Source organism: Indolivaga macrotermitis (genome assembly GCF_900128985.1).
Taxonomy (GTDB): Bacteria; Bacteroidota; Bacteroidia; order Bacteroidales; family Dysgonomonadaceae; genus Dysgonomonas_A; species Dysgonomonas_A macrotermitis.
In genome coordinates, this window is sequence record NZ_FQUC01000008.1 from 147,787 (window position 1) to 163,197 (window position 15,411).

Consider the following 15,411-nt stretch of genomic DNA (forward strand, 5'->3'; position numbering starts at 1 on the left):
GAAGGGGAAAATGTAGCCTGTAAACTACACTACTAATCATTAGTAAAGTTTACTTGAAAAATAAGAAGTTTAATATTAATTAAAAATGAGTAGTTGTGAAAATAAACATTTAAAATTTGATACAGTAAAAATTAGAACAAATAAAGAATACTTAAAAGACACACTTATTAAATTCAATTCCAAATATAATTCAAATGGAGATTTAATAAATAAATATTATAATTCTAAGGATGATAAATTGATTCCATATAATTTATATATTGGAATTAGTGATAATTCTCAATCACTAACATTAGAATTTTCATCTAAAATATTATTAGATGATTATCCAAAACTTATAACAAAAGATACATTCAAACAATGTTTAGAGAATATCAACCAACTTGATATTTGCACCCTCGATGCTGATTCTATTGCAAATGATTGCTATTTCTCAAAAGTTCATATAACCAATGATATAAAATATCCTTTGACAAATGATGTATTAGATAGCCTTAATTCAAATGTTAATGATTATAGGCGTTACCAATGGGAGCATTATCGAAAAGACGGCATACGCTTTAAAAAGGATGTAAAATCAATATCCTGCAAAGAGAGCATTGTTATGTACAATAAAGAAAAGGAGATTGTAAACAATGTAGATTTTCTTTCAATTCTCAGCAAGCCGAATGAAGTAATTGATTATTTTGATGGAGTCACACGTTTTGAAATGGAATTGGATAAACCAAAGAAAATATGTAAGGCTTTGAATATTGATACCACCCATATAAGTAAAGTGTTCAATTCAAAGGAAAACCCCTTACTTGTTCAGTTTAATAAAATTTTTGGAATAGGAGAAATTGAAGACAGGCAATACATTGCTAACTATGAAACCTACGCAATGGATGCCATAATTGAGAAACACAGTGGTGACATCAAGAAAATAGAACAGGAAATGAAAGACCTGCATGTTTACAGTTCCAATTCTCGTAATGGCTTATCGGAAAGAATGAAGAAGATTAAAGCACTTATAGAACAACGAAACGAGAGATTGTATAATTCCAGAGGAATATTGACAGAAATTAGAGTGAAATTAGGCGAAAAAGCACCTATTCCAGCTCAAATTTGACACGCTCAGACCATCATTTTTAGCTTTGAAACGTACTATTTGCGTTGATTTTGGCGTGTATCGCTTCTGAAGGATTATCTTATGCCCAGATATAGAATTTTGTATGAAAATAAAAATGTGTCAACATAATCTATAATTGATTTATTGACACATTTTCGTTTTGTATGAAGTTAATCTAAAAAGGTTAGATTGATTCTTAAATGACTTTATAATTCAATTTTAATATTCCATTGATGGTTATCGTATTTTTCAGATTAGAAAAATATTGAACTTCTTTAAATTCGATAGTTATAGTTTTCTTGTTACTATCAATTTCTTTGACCACAATATTTCCAGCCCTATACGCATTGTATCCTTCACCAAGCATAGAACTACCACTGTTTTTCCCTTCACCAACAAACCATTCTCTACCGCCATTTCTTTGAAATAAAATTTCAAATTTAGATGTAATATCTGTCCCTGCACTAACACTTTCTTTTGCTGTAAATTCAGCCTGAATGTAAACACGTTTGTCTGTTGTTGCAACATCATTCACCCAAAAGAAAAATATTCCATCGTCATATTCAGCCTCTAAATCATCAATCTTTGCGGATTGTCCATCTACTGTTAAAGTCGATTGTCCTCCTGTTTCTCCTCCATCCTCATCATCACTTGAACAAGATGGGAATATAAAGCCAAATGTTAGTAATAGAGCTAAAAGTATCGAATGTTTTAAGTTATTCTTTTCCATAATATTATATATAAATTAAGTTTGTAATTAAAGTTTATAGCCGATTGTTAGCATTGGTACACTTTGAGACCCTGAATGGCTCATAGCACTGTATTTGTATTGAAATCCTGCATGGAATTTATCATTGATGTCATAGCGACCGCCAAGACCTAAATTAACTCCGAACTTTGTTTCCTTTTCAGCACCGCTTCCATCCCAAGAATTAATACCAAAGCCAATAATGGGAAATACTTTTATCTTGTTGCCAATGCCATACAACCTATGGTAATCAAAATTGATTTCTTTGAGGCTTACACCATCTTTTTTAAGATAGGCATTGATAGATGGAGAAAATTCGTGCTTCTTTCCCGTTAGATTAAAGACTAATCCGAACCCTGCTGTTTTAATCTTTGAGCCATACAAGAGGTTAGCCTGTAAAGAGTTTTTTGTATCCTGAGCATGGATGCCACCAGATACCATAAATACCATTAGTAATGGTATGAAAAGTTTTTTCATGTAAATAAATTTTGCTTGCTTATCAATCCCCAAATAAGCATAAATACAAAAAGCGATGGAGACTGCAACTTATCTGAAAGAGAGGCTCTGGTAAGCCCATATGACAGAATAAGCACAGCTCCACCGCCTATATTATATATAGAAAGTGGAGCGTCATGCCCATCATCCTCTGTCATATTTGAAATTTACCAGATTTCTCTTTCAAGGATAATATTGAACGCTTAGATATCTAATTATGTCCTCTAACCAACCAACGCTTTGGCTATTCGGTTAGATTATGATACAAAGATTAACAAAATATATTAATCCTACAAATTTTTGTCAATACAAATTATACATAATCTTCTTTAGTCCAGATAGTTGCTAAAATAATAAAATAGTAAATGATTATTTTAACTATTTCAAAATATTATTACACATTTACTAAACTAATGTTCAATAAATGTATAATTATTAAAAATAATAAGTATATTTGTTGTATATTAAATATTTAACCAATGGAAGCAAAGAAATATATCTGTTATTATAGAGTGTCTACAAAAAAGCAAGGTAAGTCGGGATTAGGTCTTGATGCACAAAGAACTATTTGTGAAAATTATGTAGAAAATCAGAAAGGTATAATAGTAAATTCTTTTGTTGAAGTTGAAAGTGGTAAAAACGATAATAGAGAACAATTACATACTGCGATTGCAGAATGTAAACAAACCAACAGTACTCTTTTAATAGCGAAGTTGGATAGGCTGTCCAGAAGCGTTGAATTTATCTTCAGTTTGAAAAATTCGGGAGTAAACTTCGTGTGTGTTGATATGCCCGAACTAACGACCATGACATTGGGAATTTTCTCAACCTTTGCTCAGAGTGAACGTGAAAGAATATCGGAACGTATAACAGTCGCCCTTGCTGAAAAGAAAAAGAAGGGTATTAAGTTAGGCAAGCCCGAAAATTTATCTAACAATTTCGAAAAAGCATATACCAACAGTTTAGCCACCAGACAAAACAATGCTATGAATAATGAGAATAACCGCAAGGCAGGCTTGTTAGTAGTTTCGCTTCGCCAGTCGGGCAAAACATGGAACGAGATAACAACGACACTGAATAAGAACGGGTTCAGAACTCGGAGGGGTTGTATGTTTGGAATGACACAGGTTGTGAGATTGTATGAAAGATTTTCTTAAATAACTATTTGTATAACTATAATAGTTATTATAAGAGGCATATAAAATATTACTGTTGAAAACGAAAACATAGAGGTAATCAATGCTATAATTCTATGTTTCCATGATGAAGGTAGTTGTATTACAAAAATATTTTTATTGTCTATACACTCATCATTAATTGAACTGACAAATTGGGTATATAACGTTCTAAAATCTCTTTCCAAAGAAACGTAATAGCTGTCGGCTATATAAAACAATAATGAAGGGATTATAGCAATACAAAGACAATCAACTTTTCCACTCTCAATAAACAAAGCCAACATTGCACCTACCAAACCAAAGCTCCACGTTTTACAACTCGCACTATTAGAAGACATTCTTGATATTATATTTTGTAATATATCAATATGTTTCTGAATTGCTGAATTTTCTTTATTGTTCAATATATTATTCATTATCGTTATCTATTTTCATGTTCAACCAATCTTTCAAACTCAATTTTACTTCCGCAGGTTCATCGCCTTCAAACTCACCTATTTGTTTGAATAATTCTTTTTTTAGTGTAAAATAATATCCAACAGGAATTTTGCCCGATATAGGCTCATTACAACCTTCAAAATAAGGTATATATAGATATCCACCCCCATTAATCTTTTCTTTTGCAATATAGTCTGTTGAACCATCCTCAAATTCGATAATAGGGTATAACCCCATATACTCACTTCCTGACCAATCACGATTATCCTCTCGAATAGGGAATAATGCAATATTCAGTTTGTCGAATTTTTGGGCATCACCAAAACCCAATTCCCAATTACACCATTTTGAATTAATTGCATCATCTGTTGCAACAAGAAGAAATTTATCGTTTTCAATTATCTTTTTCTTTATTTTTTCGGCTGTTATGGTTGATGTATGTTTGGGCATATCATCATCAAGCCAATCTACATATACAGAAACACCCAAACTTTGGAGTATTTTTATAACTCTTTCTAAAATATCTTTATCTGTGTGTTTATGTGACAAAAACACTGATATTCTAGCTTCTGCTTTATTCTTAACAATAATTTTTTTCGAATATCCTGACTCGGACTGAATTTCAACACCAAGAGCAAGGGTCTGTAATTGAGATTTTGATAATATAGACATAGAAAACTTATTTTTACAAATATAGTGCTTAATAGTAAAATATTTAGAGATAAAACCCTTGTTATTGAAATTGGTATTTATGTATCTTTATATTTTAATAACTAACAAATCTATTTTATGCTGAAGGATAATTACAATAGAAGTGTACAACTTGAATGTGCAACTTGTGGAGGACAAGATTTTGAATCCAATGATGACAAAACATATATTAAATGCAACACTTGTGATAGGGAGTATTTGGGCGGTTATGACGAATTGGTAGAGTATAACCAAGGAAAAATAAATCAAACTGTTGATGATGTTAAACATGAGGTTAGAGATGATATAGAACAGGCATTTAAAGATATGTTTAAGAAATTCAAATAATAGGTATATGGATTCGGTGGATTATTTGGGGATTATAGGATTTATCATATCTATAATTTCATTAGGCTTTGCAATATTTATTTACTTTAATCATGATAAGAAAATTAAATCACAAGAAGTGTTGATTAATGAATATCAGCTTAAAACACATCAAGAGGCTGAGACAGAAAAGAAAAAAGCCCTTATTAAAGCAAATATTATAAAAAAGAATAAAGGCTCGTATGCAATAAAGGTCTTTAATTCAGGAAATTCTATCGCAAAAAATATTAGAGTTAAGATATACTTGGATGACAAAGAAGATACAGAAGAAGACATTTTGTCTATAACTGAGAATCCTTTTCCTTTTGCAATGCTTAGTCCACATGATAATGCAGAAATATCATTCATGGCTTTTTACGGAACACCATCAACTTTTTATGTCAAAACAATGTGGGATGATTTATTTGATACTGATAGGGAAAATATTCAATTACTACATAGACCATAAATTAATATGATTTACAATGAAATAAGTTTCACTAAAACAACTCCTAAAAAACACCAAGCCTCTTATTATCAATGCATTATTTGTCAAAATATATTCTTCAACGAAGACGAGTATTAAGGCAAGTACTAATACAAAAAGGATCGACAATAAATCGATCCTTTTTTATTGGTAAAAATTCCTTTGCTTCAATATCCGTAACCTTCAGGAGCCTGAGTTTCGGCAGATGATGTTTTTCCATTCAGAAAATTGAAGCGGTAATTAAAGCTAAACAAAACATACCGTCCGATCATATTTGTTTTAGTATCGGATATATAATTACCAGAGACTACACGGACAAGATTATTCCGATCACCTAACAGGTCATAACACTGTAATTTTACAGTGGCAGCCTTCTTTTTCATAAACTGCTTCGAAACAGCCAAATTCCATAGTAATTCAGAGTTTTTAAATGCCGCCGAATAACCATGGTTATATGTATAGCTTATGTCATTCTGGAGAGTAATATCCCATGGAAATTTAATCATCGACGACGACTTTATCCCCAGATTGGAAGTACCCAGATCACCCTCCTTCGATAAGTTGTTCCGGGTTATATTAAATGCAACATTGGCTTGCAATCGCTGATTAAAATTCTCAGATTTATAATTAATAGAAAAAGACTCGCTCAGAGTCAGGTTATAAGTTATATTCTTTGCCCCATTGGAATATCCTATATTGCGGACAAAATATGCAAAAGAACTATTGTCAACCGTAATCTTCTTGTTCCGTAAGGGCGTATTAAACATGATCCCTCCATTCATCCCCCAGTTCCCTTTTACATTACGATACGAACTTTCGGTATTTCCTTGAGGATCAATTATTGTATAATCGACAATCTTATTCACAATATAGTTACCGGATGCGGTTATCATAAAGAAAGCCCCCTTTTCATAATTTGAAATTTGATAATACATACTCACATTATTATCGAAACTCGGCTTAAGATCGGGATTACCATACGTGCGCGAAAGAGCATCAATAATGATAGTGTCTTTCGACAATTGCCGTAAGGTCGGATGTTCGGTCGACCCATAATAATCAAAGTCAAAAGTTGCATTACTGCTCGGTCTGTAAGTAAACTTAAGGGTAGGAGAATAATTCACAACATTCTGGCTTTGTTTTTCTATTAGGGAATCACCAACTGCCGACCGATTTTTGGAATAAGTAGGATCAACACTAAACCCTAACGAATATTCATATTTCTCGTGTACCCCTTGAAATCCGACATTGAAACGCTGTGTGTTATATCGCGATAATGTATTACGGGTATAATCTTTATCAATTATAGTATACTCACCCTCTCCGTCCTTCCGATAAGTAAGGCGATCCCGTCCTGAATAATCCTGCCTGTAATTGTAAGACAGCAATAATGAATGATGTTTACTTAGAGGCTCTACATATGATAGCAATATACCCCAGTTATTACCCGATCCCCTGATACTTAATTCCTGATCTATTATCTTAGTCGAATTCAAGGACTGATATTCCGTAGTGGAATAATTCGTTCCATTATCTTTCGAGCCCCTGAAAGCCCCGGTAAGGCTTAAGCTGATATTACGCCCTTTCGAATTCAATTTACGGCCTATAACCAGTGACCCGTTCAGGCTATAAGTATTACCCTTAGTCACATAATCCGACCACCCCGAAGTTGTGTCATTCTGATTCTCAATATACGACAGGCTCTCTCCTCTCCTTATATCTGTACTTGTACCTGTATTAATACTCATACGGGTATAAACAGTGGTAAGTGAGTCGGGGGTCCATTTAGAATGCATAGAATATATCAGGTTTCTTTTCCTGTTGTTAGAAGATGACGATTGTGTACTCATACGGTTACCATCTTCGATAAACGTTTCGGTATCACTATCCATCTTAAAAAGGTTGTCATTGTCTTCGTAGCGGATATTTCCCCCAACCGATATTTTATCGTTTCTCTGAATATTGATATTGGTACTCAGATTTCGTTCTTTGGTTATCCCATCATACTGACTGGAAACTCCGCTATATTCGAAATTATCGGTTACATTATTCATATTACCGATTAATGCAAACTGGTTATCGTCTTCCATATAATTGGCATTAACCTTATTGCTATACCGGTCATCAGTACCATAACCTACGCGGGCATTCCCGAATACCGACTTTTTCATCCCCTCTTTTACCGTCAGGTTTAAAACCTGCTCCGCATTACTATCTTTAAAACCGGTAAGTTTAGACATCTCCGATTGGTCTTTAAACAACTGCAGTTTATTGACCATTGATGCCGGTAAGTTTCTCAATGCAAGGTCAATATCATTGTCGAAAAACTCCTTTCCGTCAATCAATATTTTAGAAATGATCTTTCCGTTTGCCATAAGCTTTCCGTCCGAGCTTACTTCTATCCCGGGCATTCTTCTCACAAGATCCTGCAACAGAGCGTCCTCTCCTACCCGATATGCATCTGCATTATATTCTATAGTATCGCCTTTTACTATAATATCCGGAACAGAAGCCGTCACAACAGCCTCCCCTAATACATTCTCAGCTTCTTTCAATAAAATAATCCCCAGATCTATATCTGATTTATCACTGACCTCTAATGAAAATGTAGATCGATCGTAACCCAAGCTCGAAATATCCAATATATAACTTCCCCTCTTCGGATGTAGTGTAAACTCTCCCTCGTCACGAGTAAGGGCTCCCATAACATAAGTACTATCATTGGCACTAAGCAGACGGATAGAGGCATAAGAAACCGGCTCATTCTTCAAACTGCTATGGAGTGTACCTGTTACGGTTTGAGCATAAGAACCTATACATAAACAAAAAAGTAGAAATATACAGTAGAAGTATCTCACTAAAAAAACGATCTTTACTATTTATCTATATAAACTGCCTCGTTTTCGGGAAACAGTCTCTCGAATATAACGAAAAAAAAGGATATCTAGTATGATATCCTTTACTGAATGGAAACTATAACCGTTTAATTATTCTTTTCGGTAAAAAGCACCATCTTGACACGCAGCTTATTACCTATATCAATTACATTTACTATATCCTGCAGGTTTAACATTTTGTCAGCCTGTAAAAGCACATTTATATCATCACCTTCTTGTCTCTCTCCTATAGCAGCAATCAGAGCAGGTTCTAATCCCTCAAATGTTACAGGACTATCATTCACATAATATTGCAAATCAGAAGTAATAATAAGGGTGATATTCTTCTTTGTCGCCACTTTTTCGGCCGTCGACGAGTTTGGTAAAAGTACCCGTATAGCAGCCGGCGTCACCATTGTAGACACAATGAGGAAAAATAATAACAAGAAAAACATGATATCATTTAAAGAAGCCGTATATACCTCGGCAGCTCTGTTTTTTCTACGTTCTATTTTCATGCCAATCTCAATTTACGCTCGATTGAACATCGATCATTATATTTTTTTTATAGCTTTTAATGGCTCTAAGAGCCTCATTCGAATCTTTATCCAGATTAGAAGTTATCTTGTCGATACGGCCATTTAAAACATAGTAGCCCGAATAAGCAACGATACCCACCAGAAGCCCGGCTCCCGAACAGATCATCTTTTGATATAATCCATCCGAAATTGTAGCAATATCCAGATCCGCCGTCTGAGAAATATTATAGAATATTGTGATTACCCCGAATATAGTCCCCAAGAATCCTAACATAGGAGCAATTGATGCTATAATACCAAGATAGTTCATATGATTCTCCAGCTTCGAGATCTGTTGTCTCGCCTCTATCTCCATACTCTGTTCAATATCTTCTATCGGCTCTACTTCGTCTTTCAATCCCGCAGCTACCACCTTGCCTAGAACGTATGGTTTTTCGAAGCAAAAATTAAGAGCACGGTCTGTTTTGCCTTCCGATATCAGTTCGATAATACGCGACTGCCAGATTGAGTCTTTCTTTCCGGCTTTACTTATTGTAATCCAACGCTCGATAATATAATAAATAGAAAGGATTGAAAGGATAGCAATAGGTATCATTACCCATCCTCCTTTCATAATTAAACTGAAATAACTTTCAGGGGCTACAGTCGCAGTAGGTTCTAAATTGGAAGTTACAGCTTGAAGCAATACAAATAAATTCATCATAAAAAGGATTTATTATAAATGAAAGATAAGTTGCAAGAAAGAGACACACACAACTTTGTTATTATAAATACAGGCTAAAAATAACTAATTCGATAAACATACAAACAATGTTTATCGAATTAAGTTCTATCTTAAAATGGAATATTTCTTAAAAACCAAAGCTCACCGAATTGATATATTCATAGAAACAACTAATCATTCCTACAAAGAATATACCTATCATAGAGAATACTAATGACAACTTAAGATAACCATCGGTCTGCAATGTCGCGATCGGATCATTTGTTTTCTTGATGAACATAGCCTTAACGACCAACAAGTAGTAGAACAATGATATCACAGTGTTAACCAATGCCAGGAATACAAGGACGGTATTCCATGGATTACCTGACTCCATAGCAGACATAAAGACAAACAGCTTACTAAAGAATCCTGCTGTAGGCGGAATACCTCCCAAAGAGAACATCGATATCATCATCACCAATGCCAGTTTAGGATTTGTATAGTAAAGACCATTATAGTCATTCATATTTACCTTACCTGTCCTGTTCTCAATGCTTGTGATTACCCCAAAGGCAGCAAGATTAGAGAATACATAAACAAACACATAGAATATAGTAGCAGCCATACCTAGCGTAGAACCACTGAATACACCTAACATAATATATCCTGCCTGAGATATAGATGAGAAGGCAAGGAATCTCTTCATGTTTTTCTGGCGCAGGGCAAACAAGTTACCTACTACGATCGTGATCAGGATAACAATCCAGATAAGCGGATGCCAAATAGCTTCTAAAGCCGGGAACACTTTATATATAATCAACATAAGAGCAAAAACGGCCGCCCCTTTAGATATAGTCGATAAGTATAAAGTAACGTTTGTCGGAGCACCTTGATATACATCGGGAGCCCAAAGGTGGAAAGGCACCAGAGACAATTTGAAGAACAAACCCGACAGGAAGAAAATCATCGCCATGATAATCAACGGAGTCGAATATATATTTTGAATGATATCTGCGAAGTACAACGTACCGGAAGCTCCGTATAAGAACGAAAGCCCAAAGATCATCACTGCCGACGAGAATATCGCATTAAAGATATATTTAGCCCCCGCCTCTGCCGAATCATGCTTGTATTTGTCAAATGCAACCAAAGCAGCCAAAGGCAACGATGCAGTTTCAAGCCCGATATAGAATAGAAGGAAGTTTCCTGAAGATATCATCAGGTACATGCCCAACAAGGTTAAGATAGTCAGCATGAAAAACTCACCCCGTTTGATAATAGATTCAGCTTTAGACAACCATTCGTTTGCCTGAAGTACAATTAAAACTACCCCGATATTCAACACACTTTTCATTGTCAGCTGAGCAGCCCCGGTCAGATACATACCACCAAAAGATTCGGCAGTATCTTTGTTTATGAAAAAACAATAAACGGTATGTGCTAAAAGCAGCAAGCATGCAAACGGGAAGTAATACTTCTTTGCATTGTCAGAAGCAAATAAATCGTAACAAATTAGTATTAGAAATACCCCGATAAGGGATAATTCAGGCTTCATCAACAAATAATTGCTTAAATCCATCTTTTCAAATCTATATTTTAAAACTTTAAGGTCTCAGACCTATAGGGAATCTAACCCTGTATTTTTTAATTTCAGTAATAGTTTTCTTATGCCTTAACGATAAAGATATCTCGACATATCAATATACCTCGCTCTGTCCGAATCATAATCATCCAAATTATTATTGTTAACTGGATAAGGATAATTCTGAGCAGGAGGCACAGGAGACTGATATTGATACTTAGCCATATTTGTCTGACGAACAGCAACTATATACGATCCAAACTGACCAATAGTTTTATCTGTAGTCAATATAATATCAATACCGGGTTTAGAGTAAAACAAAGATTCGTATTTACCTTTTTCTCTCGACTCGCGGCTTACCAGTTTATATTGACCGTTTGCCAAGTCTTTTTTCACCATATTGTAAATACTTGGAGAATAAAACTCCCAAGCAGCCAATTTCATATCGCTGGCAAAATCGGGAACGATATACGATACTTTCGAGTTACCGTTATATGAATATACATAGTTGGTAGACAAACCTCCGGCATATTCTCCCCAGAAATTATAACCTTTGGATGAAACCGCAGTATTAAAATAGGATTGATCCCTGCCTGCCAAATCAATTAACTCCGGCAATGAAAAGCTTTGTGCCGAACTCCAACCTGCAACTGCAAAAAAAGCAGTCAAAACGAATAATTTTAATTTTTTCATAACTTGCCAATATTAAGGTAAACAAGCATAAATCATATCTGAAATCCAACCGGGGAACAAACCTACTCCGGCTACACTAAGCACCAATCCCACTACTGCAATCTTCTCATACCATACGGCATCGGTCAGTTCCAGATGGTGATCGTTTATTACAGGACCGTAAAGGATTTTCCCTACGACCTTCAGTATATATACGGCTGTAATTACAATAGAAGCACAAGCCATAACAGTCAGTACACGATGGAACATATCAGTATGTTGGAATGACCCAACAAATATCGTCATTTCCGCAACAAATCCACTCAATCCGGGAAGACCCAAAGATGCAAGACCTGCGATTACATAACATACCGACAAGAAAGGCATAATCTTCATCAGCCCCCCTAACTCACGGATATCACGTGTATGCGTTCTTCCGTAAATCATACCGATAAGGGCGAAGAATAAGGCTGTCATCAAACCGTGAGACAACATCTGCATTACAGCACCTGTCACAGCAGTATTATTCATCATCAGGATAGCAAACAATACCAATCCACAGTGACTTACCGACGAATAAGCATTAATGTATTTCAGGTCGGTTTGAGCAATAGCCCCAAACGCACCGTAAACCACACTTATACCGGTAAGGATTAAGAAAATCCAAGACATTTCGGCGGCAGCTTCAGGTAGTAAATGCATTGCAATACGCAAACAGCCGTATCCCCCTAATTTCATCAATACACCGGCGTGCAACATAGATACTGCCGTAGGCGCTGAAGCGTGACCATCGGGAGACCATGTGTGGAATGGGAACAAAGCTCCCAACACACCGAATCCTAAGAATGTAATCGGGAATATCCAGCGTTGTGCAACAACCGGAATAGCACCGTTTTGTGCAATATCTAAAATATTAAATGTCAAATTACCATCAGTAGACGAGTTAAAATAGATCCCCAGAATTCCAACAAAAAGGAAAGCCGAGCCACCCATCAGCATCAAAGTTAATTTCATCGCCGAATATTCTTTCCGTCCCGTTCCCCAAAGCCCGATAAGCAGGTACATCGGTATCAATGCTATCTCATAGAAGAAGAACATGGTAAACATATCTATCGAGATAAAGAAACCATATACACCTACAGCCAACAGAGTTAGCCACATAAAGAAGTCTTTAGGTAACGGATCCATATTCCACGATGCAAACGTTCCGGTAAACATGATTATAGCCGTAAGCAATAACATCAGTACCGAGATACCGTCTACACCTATCGAGTAATAGATGTTCAATGGTTTAAACCATACATAATCATATCTGAACAACATAGCACTTGTAGGGTCAGCCTCTCTTGCCGCAAAAAACATAAAGAGAAATGCCACAGCCAGCACAAGTCCGGCACCTGTTCCCAGAACCGCAACCCATCTTACTTGTTGTATGTTCTTGCAAAAAACAAATGCAATCAACATTAAAACCGGTATCAATACAAATAATGAAAGAATATTCATTGTTCTATAATATTTAAGCTAAACTTATTGACAAATATAACAGATCAGGCAGAAAGCGAATATCGCCACAAATACCAATGCTCCCACAAGGTAAGCAAGTGCGTATTGCTGAATACGTCCCGACTGGAATCCTTTAATCTTATCCGATGCATTATTGGTTACAAAAGCAAGTCCGTCCATAAACGCATCAACGATATTGCGGTCAAACCAAGCAACAGGTTTAGAAATGCAATTGAAGATAATCTTGCGGGTAACGAATAACCATATCTCATCGAAATAAAATCTATTGGCTGCTCCCTTATACAACCATTGTACTTTCGATACAAACTGGTCGGGGATACTTGTTTTCTTATAATACATCACCGTAGCCACAGCTATACCCAATACCGCAACACCAATGCTGGCAAGAGCTATAGGCATTACCAGATGAGCCTCGAATGGTTTTCCATCGGTTGTGATTAAATCGGAGAATGGAACAAATCCTGCGAAGATTGAACAAAACGCCAATATAATCAACGGAATGGTCATAGAAGCTCCGGCTTCATGCGGTTCGTGATGATAATGTTTTTGTGTATCGTTCCAGAATATTCTGTAATATAAGCGGAACATATAGAAAGCTGTAAGGCCTGCACCCACGAATAAGCAAGCAAACAAGAACTTGTCGTGATGGAAGGCAGCAGCTAAGATTTCGTCTTTACTCCAGAACCCTGACAGAGGCCAGATTCCGGCAATCGCCAAACATGCGATAAGGAAAGTAATGTGTGTAATAGGAAGTTTTTTCCAAAGACCACCCATATCATCCATCTCATTACTATGTACCGCATGGATTATAGCACCTGCACCCAAGAACAGCAACGCTTTGAAAAAAGCATGAGTAAATAAGTGGAACATAGAAGCCATATAACCCAATCCGTCGTGTCCACCATAGGATGACACTCCAAGAGAGGTAATCATATAAGCAATCTGCGATATAGTAGAGAATGCAAGTACGCGTTTGATATCAGTTTGGGCACAAGCTACTATTGCTGCATATACCGAAGTGATAGCACCAATATATCCGATAATAGTGAGAACCTCGGGCGTACCGAAAACATATATTGGGAAAAGACGTGCTACCAGGAATACACCGGCAACAACCATTGTTGCAGCATGGATAAGAGCCGAAGCAGGTGTAGGACCTTCCATCGCATCGGGCAACCAGATATGGAACGGCATCATAGCCGATTTACCGGCACCCCCGATAAAGATAAACATCATTGCCCAAGACAAAGCTGATATTCCCAAGAACGAAGCACCTAATGCCGAACCTAAGAACGGAGCATCAAGACTCGTTAAAGCCGAAAAACTGAATGTTTCCGAATAGAACGATAATACCAAAATACCGATAAGGAAAAACAAGTCGGCAAAGCGGGTTACAATAAATGCCTTCTTAGAAGCAGCAACCGCACTTGGTTTAGTATAGTAAAAACTGATCAGTAAGAAAGAAGATACTCCTACTAATTCCCAGAAAATATACATTTGGAAAATGTTAGTAGCTACAACCAGCCCCAACATCGAAAAAGAAAACAAAGATAAGAACGCATAATAGCGCTGAAATCCTTTTTCTCCTTTCATATAGCCTAAACTATATATATGCACCATTAATGAAACTGTTGTAATAACAACCAGCATCATTACTGATATCGGGTCGAGCATAATACCGAGATCAATATGCAGATGCTCAGTAAACTTCAACCATTCAAAATTATAAGGCATTACACTTTCGAACGCACCCGAAGCACCTCTGCCAACTTTGAAAAAATATTCATACCCGGTCATATATGCCAGCACCGTCATCACAGCTAGTGATGAAGTGCCCAGTACCCCGGCAACTATCGGTTTCATTTTGCCCCCCAGTAGTCCTAATATCAAGAACATGACAGCAGGTAGAACAATTATTAATAACGTATACGAATAAGGCATATCTATATCGTTTAAGGTCGCAGACCTATTTATTATTTTGTATCCTTTTGATTATTAATTC

At 36.0% G+C, this 15,411-nt stretch carries 16 protein-coding genes; 4 read left to right on the plus strand and 12 right to left on the minus strand.

Translation table 11 applies throughout. From position 1 onward, the window contains the following. Positions 1-85: 85 nt before the first annotated feature. Positions 86-1,108, plus strand: a complete 1,023-nt coding sequence (locus BUC12_RS12005; protein WP_062177962.1) for a hypothetical protein — start codon at positions 86-88, stop codon at positions 1,106-1,108. 196 nt (positions 1,109-1,304) lie between these two features. Here BUC12_RS12005 and BUC12_RS12010 read toward each other — a convergent pair whose 3' ends face one another. Genes BUC12_RS12010 through BUC12_RS12020 form a run of 3 tightly spaced genes read right to left on the minus strand, consistent with a single transcriptional unit; the run spans position 1,305 to position 2,509 of the window. Continuing rightward, positions 1,305-1,838 carry a hypothetical protein gene (locus BUC12_RS12010; protein WP_062177958.1) on the minus strand — a complete coding sequence of 178 codons (534 nt, stop codon included), beginning with the start codon at positions 1,836-1,838 and terminating at the stop codon, positions 1,305-1,307. 27 nt (positions 1,839-1,865) lie between these two features. Next, positions 1,866-2,333 carry an outer membrane beta-barrel protein gene (locus BUC12_RS12015; RefSeq protein ID WP_062177953.1) on the minus strand — a complete coding sequence of 156 codons (468 nt, stop codon included), beginning with the start codon at positions 2,331-2,333 and terminating at the stop codon, positions 1,866-1,868. Beyond that, positions 2,330-2,509 (minus strand): hypothetical protein, encoded by a 180-nt coding sequence (locus BUC12_RS12020; protein WP_062177950.1) that lies wholly within the window; start codon positions 2,507-2,509, stop codon positions 2,330-2,332. The genes BUC12_RS12015 and BUC12_RS12020 overlap by 4 nt, the downstream gene beginning before the upstream one ends. Before the next feature lie 321 nt (positions 2,510-2,830). Here BUC12_RS12020 and BUC12_RS12025 point away from each other — a divergent pair, with 321 nt between their 5' ends. Continuing rightward, positions 2,831-3,508: a recombinase family protein gene (locus BUC12_RS12025; protein WP_062177947.1), complete on the plus strand. Its 678-nt coding sequence runs from the start codon at positions 2,831-2,833 to the stop codon at positions 3,506-3,508. On the opposite strand, the gene BUC12_RS12030 is transcribed toward BUC12_RS12025, so the two are convergent. After that, positions 3,505-3,945 carry a hypothetical protein gene (locus BUC12_RS12030; protein WP_062177944.1) on the minus strand — a complete coding sequence of 147 codons (441 nt, stop codon included), beginning with the start codon at positions 3,943-3,945 and terminating at the stop codon, positions 3,505-3,507. The two genes, BUC12_RS12025 and BUC12_RS12030, sit on opposite strands and share 4 nt — an antisense overlap. After that, complete coding sequence (locus BUC12_RS12035; protein WP_062177941.1) at positions 3,938-4,639, minus strand: toll/interleukin-1 receptor domain-containing protein; 702 nt, start codon at positions 4,637-4,639, stop codon at positions 3,938-3,940. Before BUC12_RS12035 ends, BUC12_RS12030 begins: the two co-directional genes overlap by 8 nt. A 117-nt stretch (positions 4,640-4,756) precedes the next feature. Between BUC12_RS12035 and BUC12_RS12040 the strand changes: the two genes are divergently transcribed. Continuing rightward, positions 4,757-5,005 carry a hypothetical protein gene (locus tag BUC12_RS12040; RefSeq protein ID WP_236689376.1) on the plus strand — a complete coding sequence of 83 codons (249 nt, stop codon included), beginning with the start codon at positions 4,757-4,759 and terminating at the stop codon, positions 5,003-5,005. 7 nt (positions 5,006-5,012) lie between these two features. After that, on the plus strand, positions 5,013-5,492 hold the full coding sequence (locus BUC12_RS12045; protein WP_062177938.1) for a hypothetical protein: 480 nt from the start codon (positions 5,013-5,015) through the stop codon (positions 5,490-5,492). Positions 5,493-5,677: 185 nt separating this feature from the next. On the opposite strand, the gene BUC12_RS12050 is transcribed toward BUC12_RS12045, so the two are convergent. The 7 genes from BUC12_RS12050 to nuoL all read right to left on the minus strand — a co-directional run bounded on the left by BUC12_RS12050 (position 5,678) and on the right by nuoL (position 15,350). After that, positions 5,678-8,368: an outer membrane beta-barrel protein gene (locus tag BUC12_RS12050; protein WP_070808567.1), complete on the minus strand. Its 2,691-nt coding sequence runs from the start codon at positions 8,366-8,368 to the stop codon at positions 5,678-5,680. A 125-nt stretch (positions 8,369-8,493) separates the two neighbouring features. Further along, positions 8,494-8,904 (minus strand): ExbD/TolR family protein, encoded by a 411-nt coding sequence (locus BUC12_RS12055; protein ID WP_062177931.1) that lies wholly within the window; start codon positions 8,902-8,904, stop codon positions 8,494-8,496. Positions 8,905-8,911: 7 nt separating this feature from the next. After that, entirely contained in the window at positions 8,912-9,628 is a 717-nt protein-coding gene (locus BUC12_RS12060) for a MotA/TolQ/ExbB proton channel family protein (protein WP_236689375.1), read from the minus strand. A 148-nt stretch (positions 9,629-9,776) separates the two neighbouring features. Beyond that, positions 9,777-11,210: an NADH-quinone oxidoreductase subunit N gene (locus tag BUC12_RS12065; protein ID WP_062177928.1), complete on the minus strand. Its 1,434-nt coding sequence runs from the start codon at positions 11,208-11,210 to the stop codon at positions 9,777-9,779. Between the two features lie 93 nt (positions 11,211-11,303). After that, on the minus strand, positions 11,304-11,906 hold the full coding sequence (locus tag BUC12_RS12070) for a hypothetical protein (protein ID WP_062177925.1): 603 nt from the start codon (positions 11,904-11,906) through the stop codon (positions 11,304-11,306). 12 nt (positions 11,907-11,918) lie between these two features. Further along, positions 11,919-13,388 carry a complex I subunit 4 family protein gene (locus tag BUC12_RS12075; RefSeq protein WP_062177922.1) on the minus strand — a complete coding sequence of 490 codons (1,470 nt, stop codon included), beginning with the start codon at positions 13,386-13,388 and terminating at the stop codon, positions 11,919-11,921. Between the two features lie 24 nt (positions 13,389-13,412). Further along, positions 13,413-15,350 carry an NADH-quinone oxidoreductase subunit L gene (gene nuoL / locus BUC12_RS12080; RefSeq protein ID WP_062177919.1) on the minus strand — a complete coding sequence of 646 codons (1,938 nt, stop codon included), beginning with the start codon at positions 15,348-15,350 and terminating at the stop codon, positions 13,413-13,415. Positions 15,351-15,411 lie beyond the last annotated feature (61 nt).

What these genes read in the sequence shown, in the direction of transcription:
- BUC12_RS12005 (WP_062177962.1), top strand. Translation starts at nt 86, where the DNA reads ATGAGTAGTTGTGAAAATAAACATTTAAAATTTGATACAGTAAAAATT.
- BUC12_RS12010 (WP_062177958.1), bottom strand. Translation starts at nt 1,838, where the DNA reads ATGGAAAAGAATAACTTAAAACATTCGATACTTTTAGCTCTATTACTA.
- BUC12_RS12015 (WP_062177953.1), bottom strand. Translation starts at nt 2,333, where the DNA reads ATGAAAAAACTTTTCATACCATTACTAATGGTATTTATGGTATCTGGT.
- BUC12_RS12020 (WP_062177950.1), bottom strand. Translation starts at nt 2,509, where the DNA reads ATGACAGAGGATGATGGGCATGACGCTCCACTTTCTATATATAATATA.
- BUC12_RS12025 (WP_062177947.1), top strand. Translation starts at nt 2,831, where the DNA reads ATGGAAGCAAAGAAATATATCTGTTATTATAGAGTGTCTACAAAAAAG.
- BUC12_RS12030 (WP_062177944.1), bottom strand. Translation starts at nt 3,945, where the DNA reads ATGAATAATATATTGAACAATAAAGAAAATTCAGCAATTCAGAAACAT.
- BUC12_RS12035 (WP_062177941.1), bottom strand. Translation starts at nt 4,639, where the DNA reads ATGTCTATATTATCAAAATCTCAATTACAGACCCTTGCTCTTGGTGTT.
- BUC12_RS12040 (WP_236689376.1), top strand. Translation starts at nt 4,757, where the DNA reads ATGCTGAAGGATAATTACAATAGAAGTGTACAACTTGAATGTGCAACT.
- BUC12_RS12045 (WP_062177938.1), top strand. Translation starts at nt 5,013, where the DNA reads ATGGATTCGGTGGATTATTTGGGGATTATAGGATTTATCATATCTATA.
- BUC12_RS12055 (WP_062177931.1), bottom strand. Translation starts at nt 8,904, where the DNA reads ATGAAAATAGAACGTAGAAAAAACAGAGCTGCCGAGGTATATACGGCT.
- BUC12_RS12060 (WP_236689375.1), bottom strand. Translation starts at nt 9,628, where the DNA reads ATGATGAATTTATTTGTATTGCTTCAAGCTGTAACTTCCAATTTAGAA.
- BUC12_RS12065 (WP_062177928.1), bottom strand. Translation starts at nt 11,210, where the DNA reads ATGGATTTAAGCAATTATTTGTTGATGAAGCCTGAATTATCCCTTATC.
- BUC12_RS12070 (WP_062177925.1), bottom strand. Translation starts at nt 11,906, where the DNA reads ATGAAAAAATTAAAATTATTCGTTTTGACTGCTTTTTTTGCAGTTGCA.
- BUC12_RS12075 (WP_062177922.1), bottom strand. Translation starts at nt 13,388, where the DNA reads ATGAATATTCTTTCATTATTTGTATTGATACCGGTTTTAATGTTGATT.
- nuoL (WP_062177919.1), bottom strand. Translation starts at nt 15,350, where the DNA reads ATGCCTTATTCGTATACGTTATTAATAATTGTTCTACCTGCTGTCATG.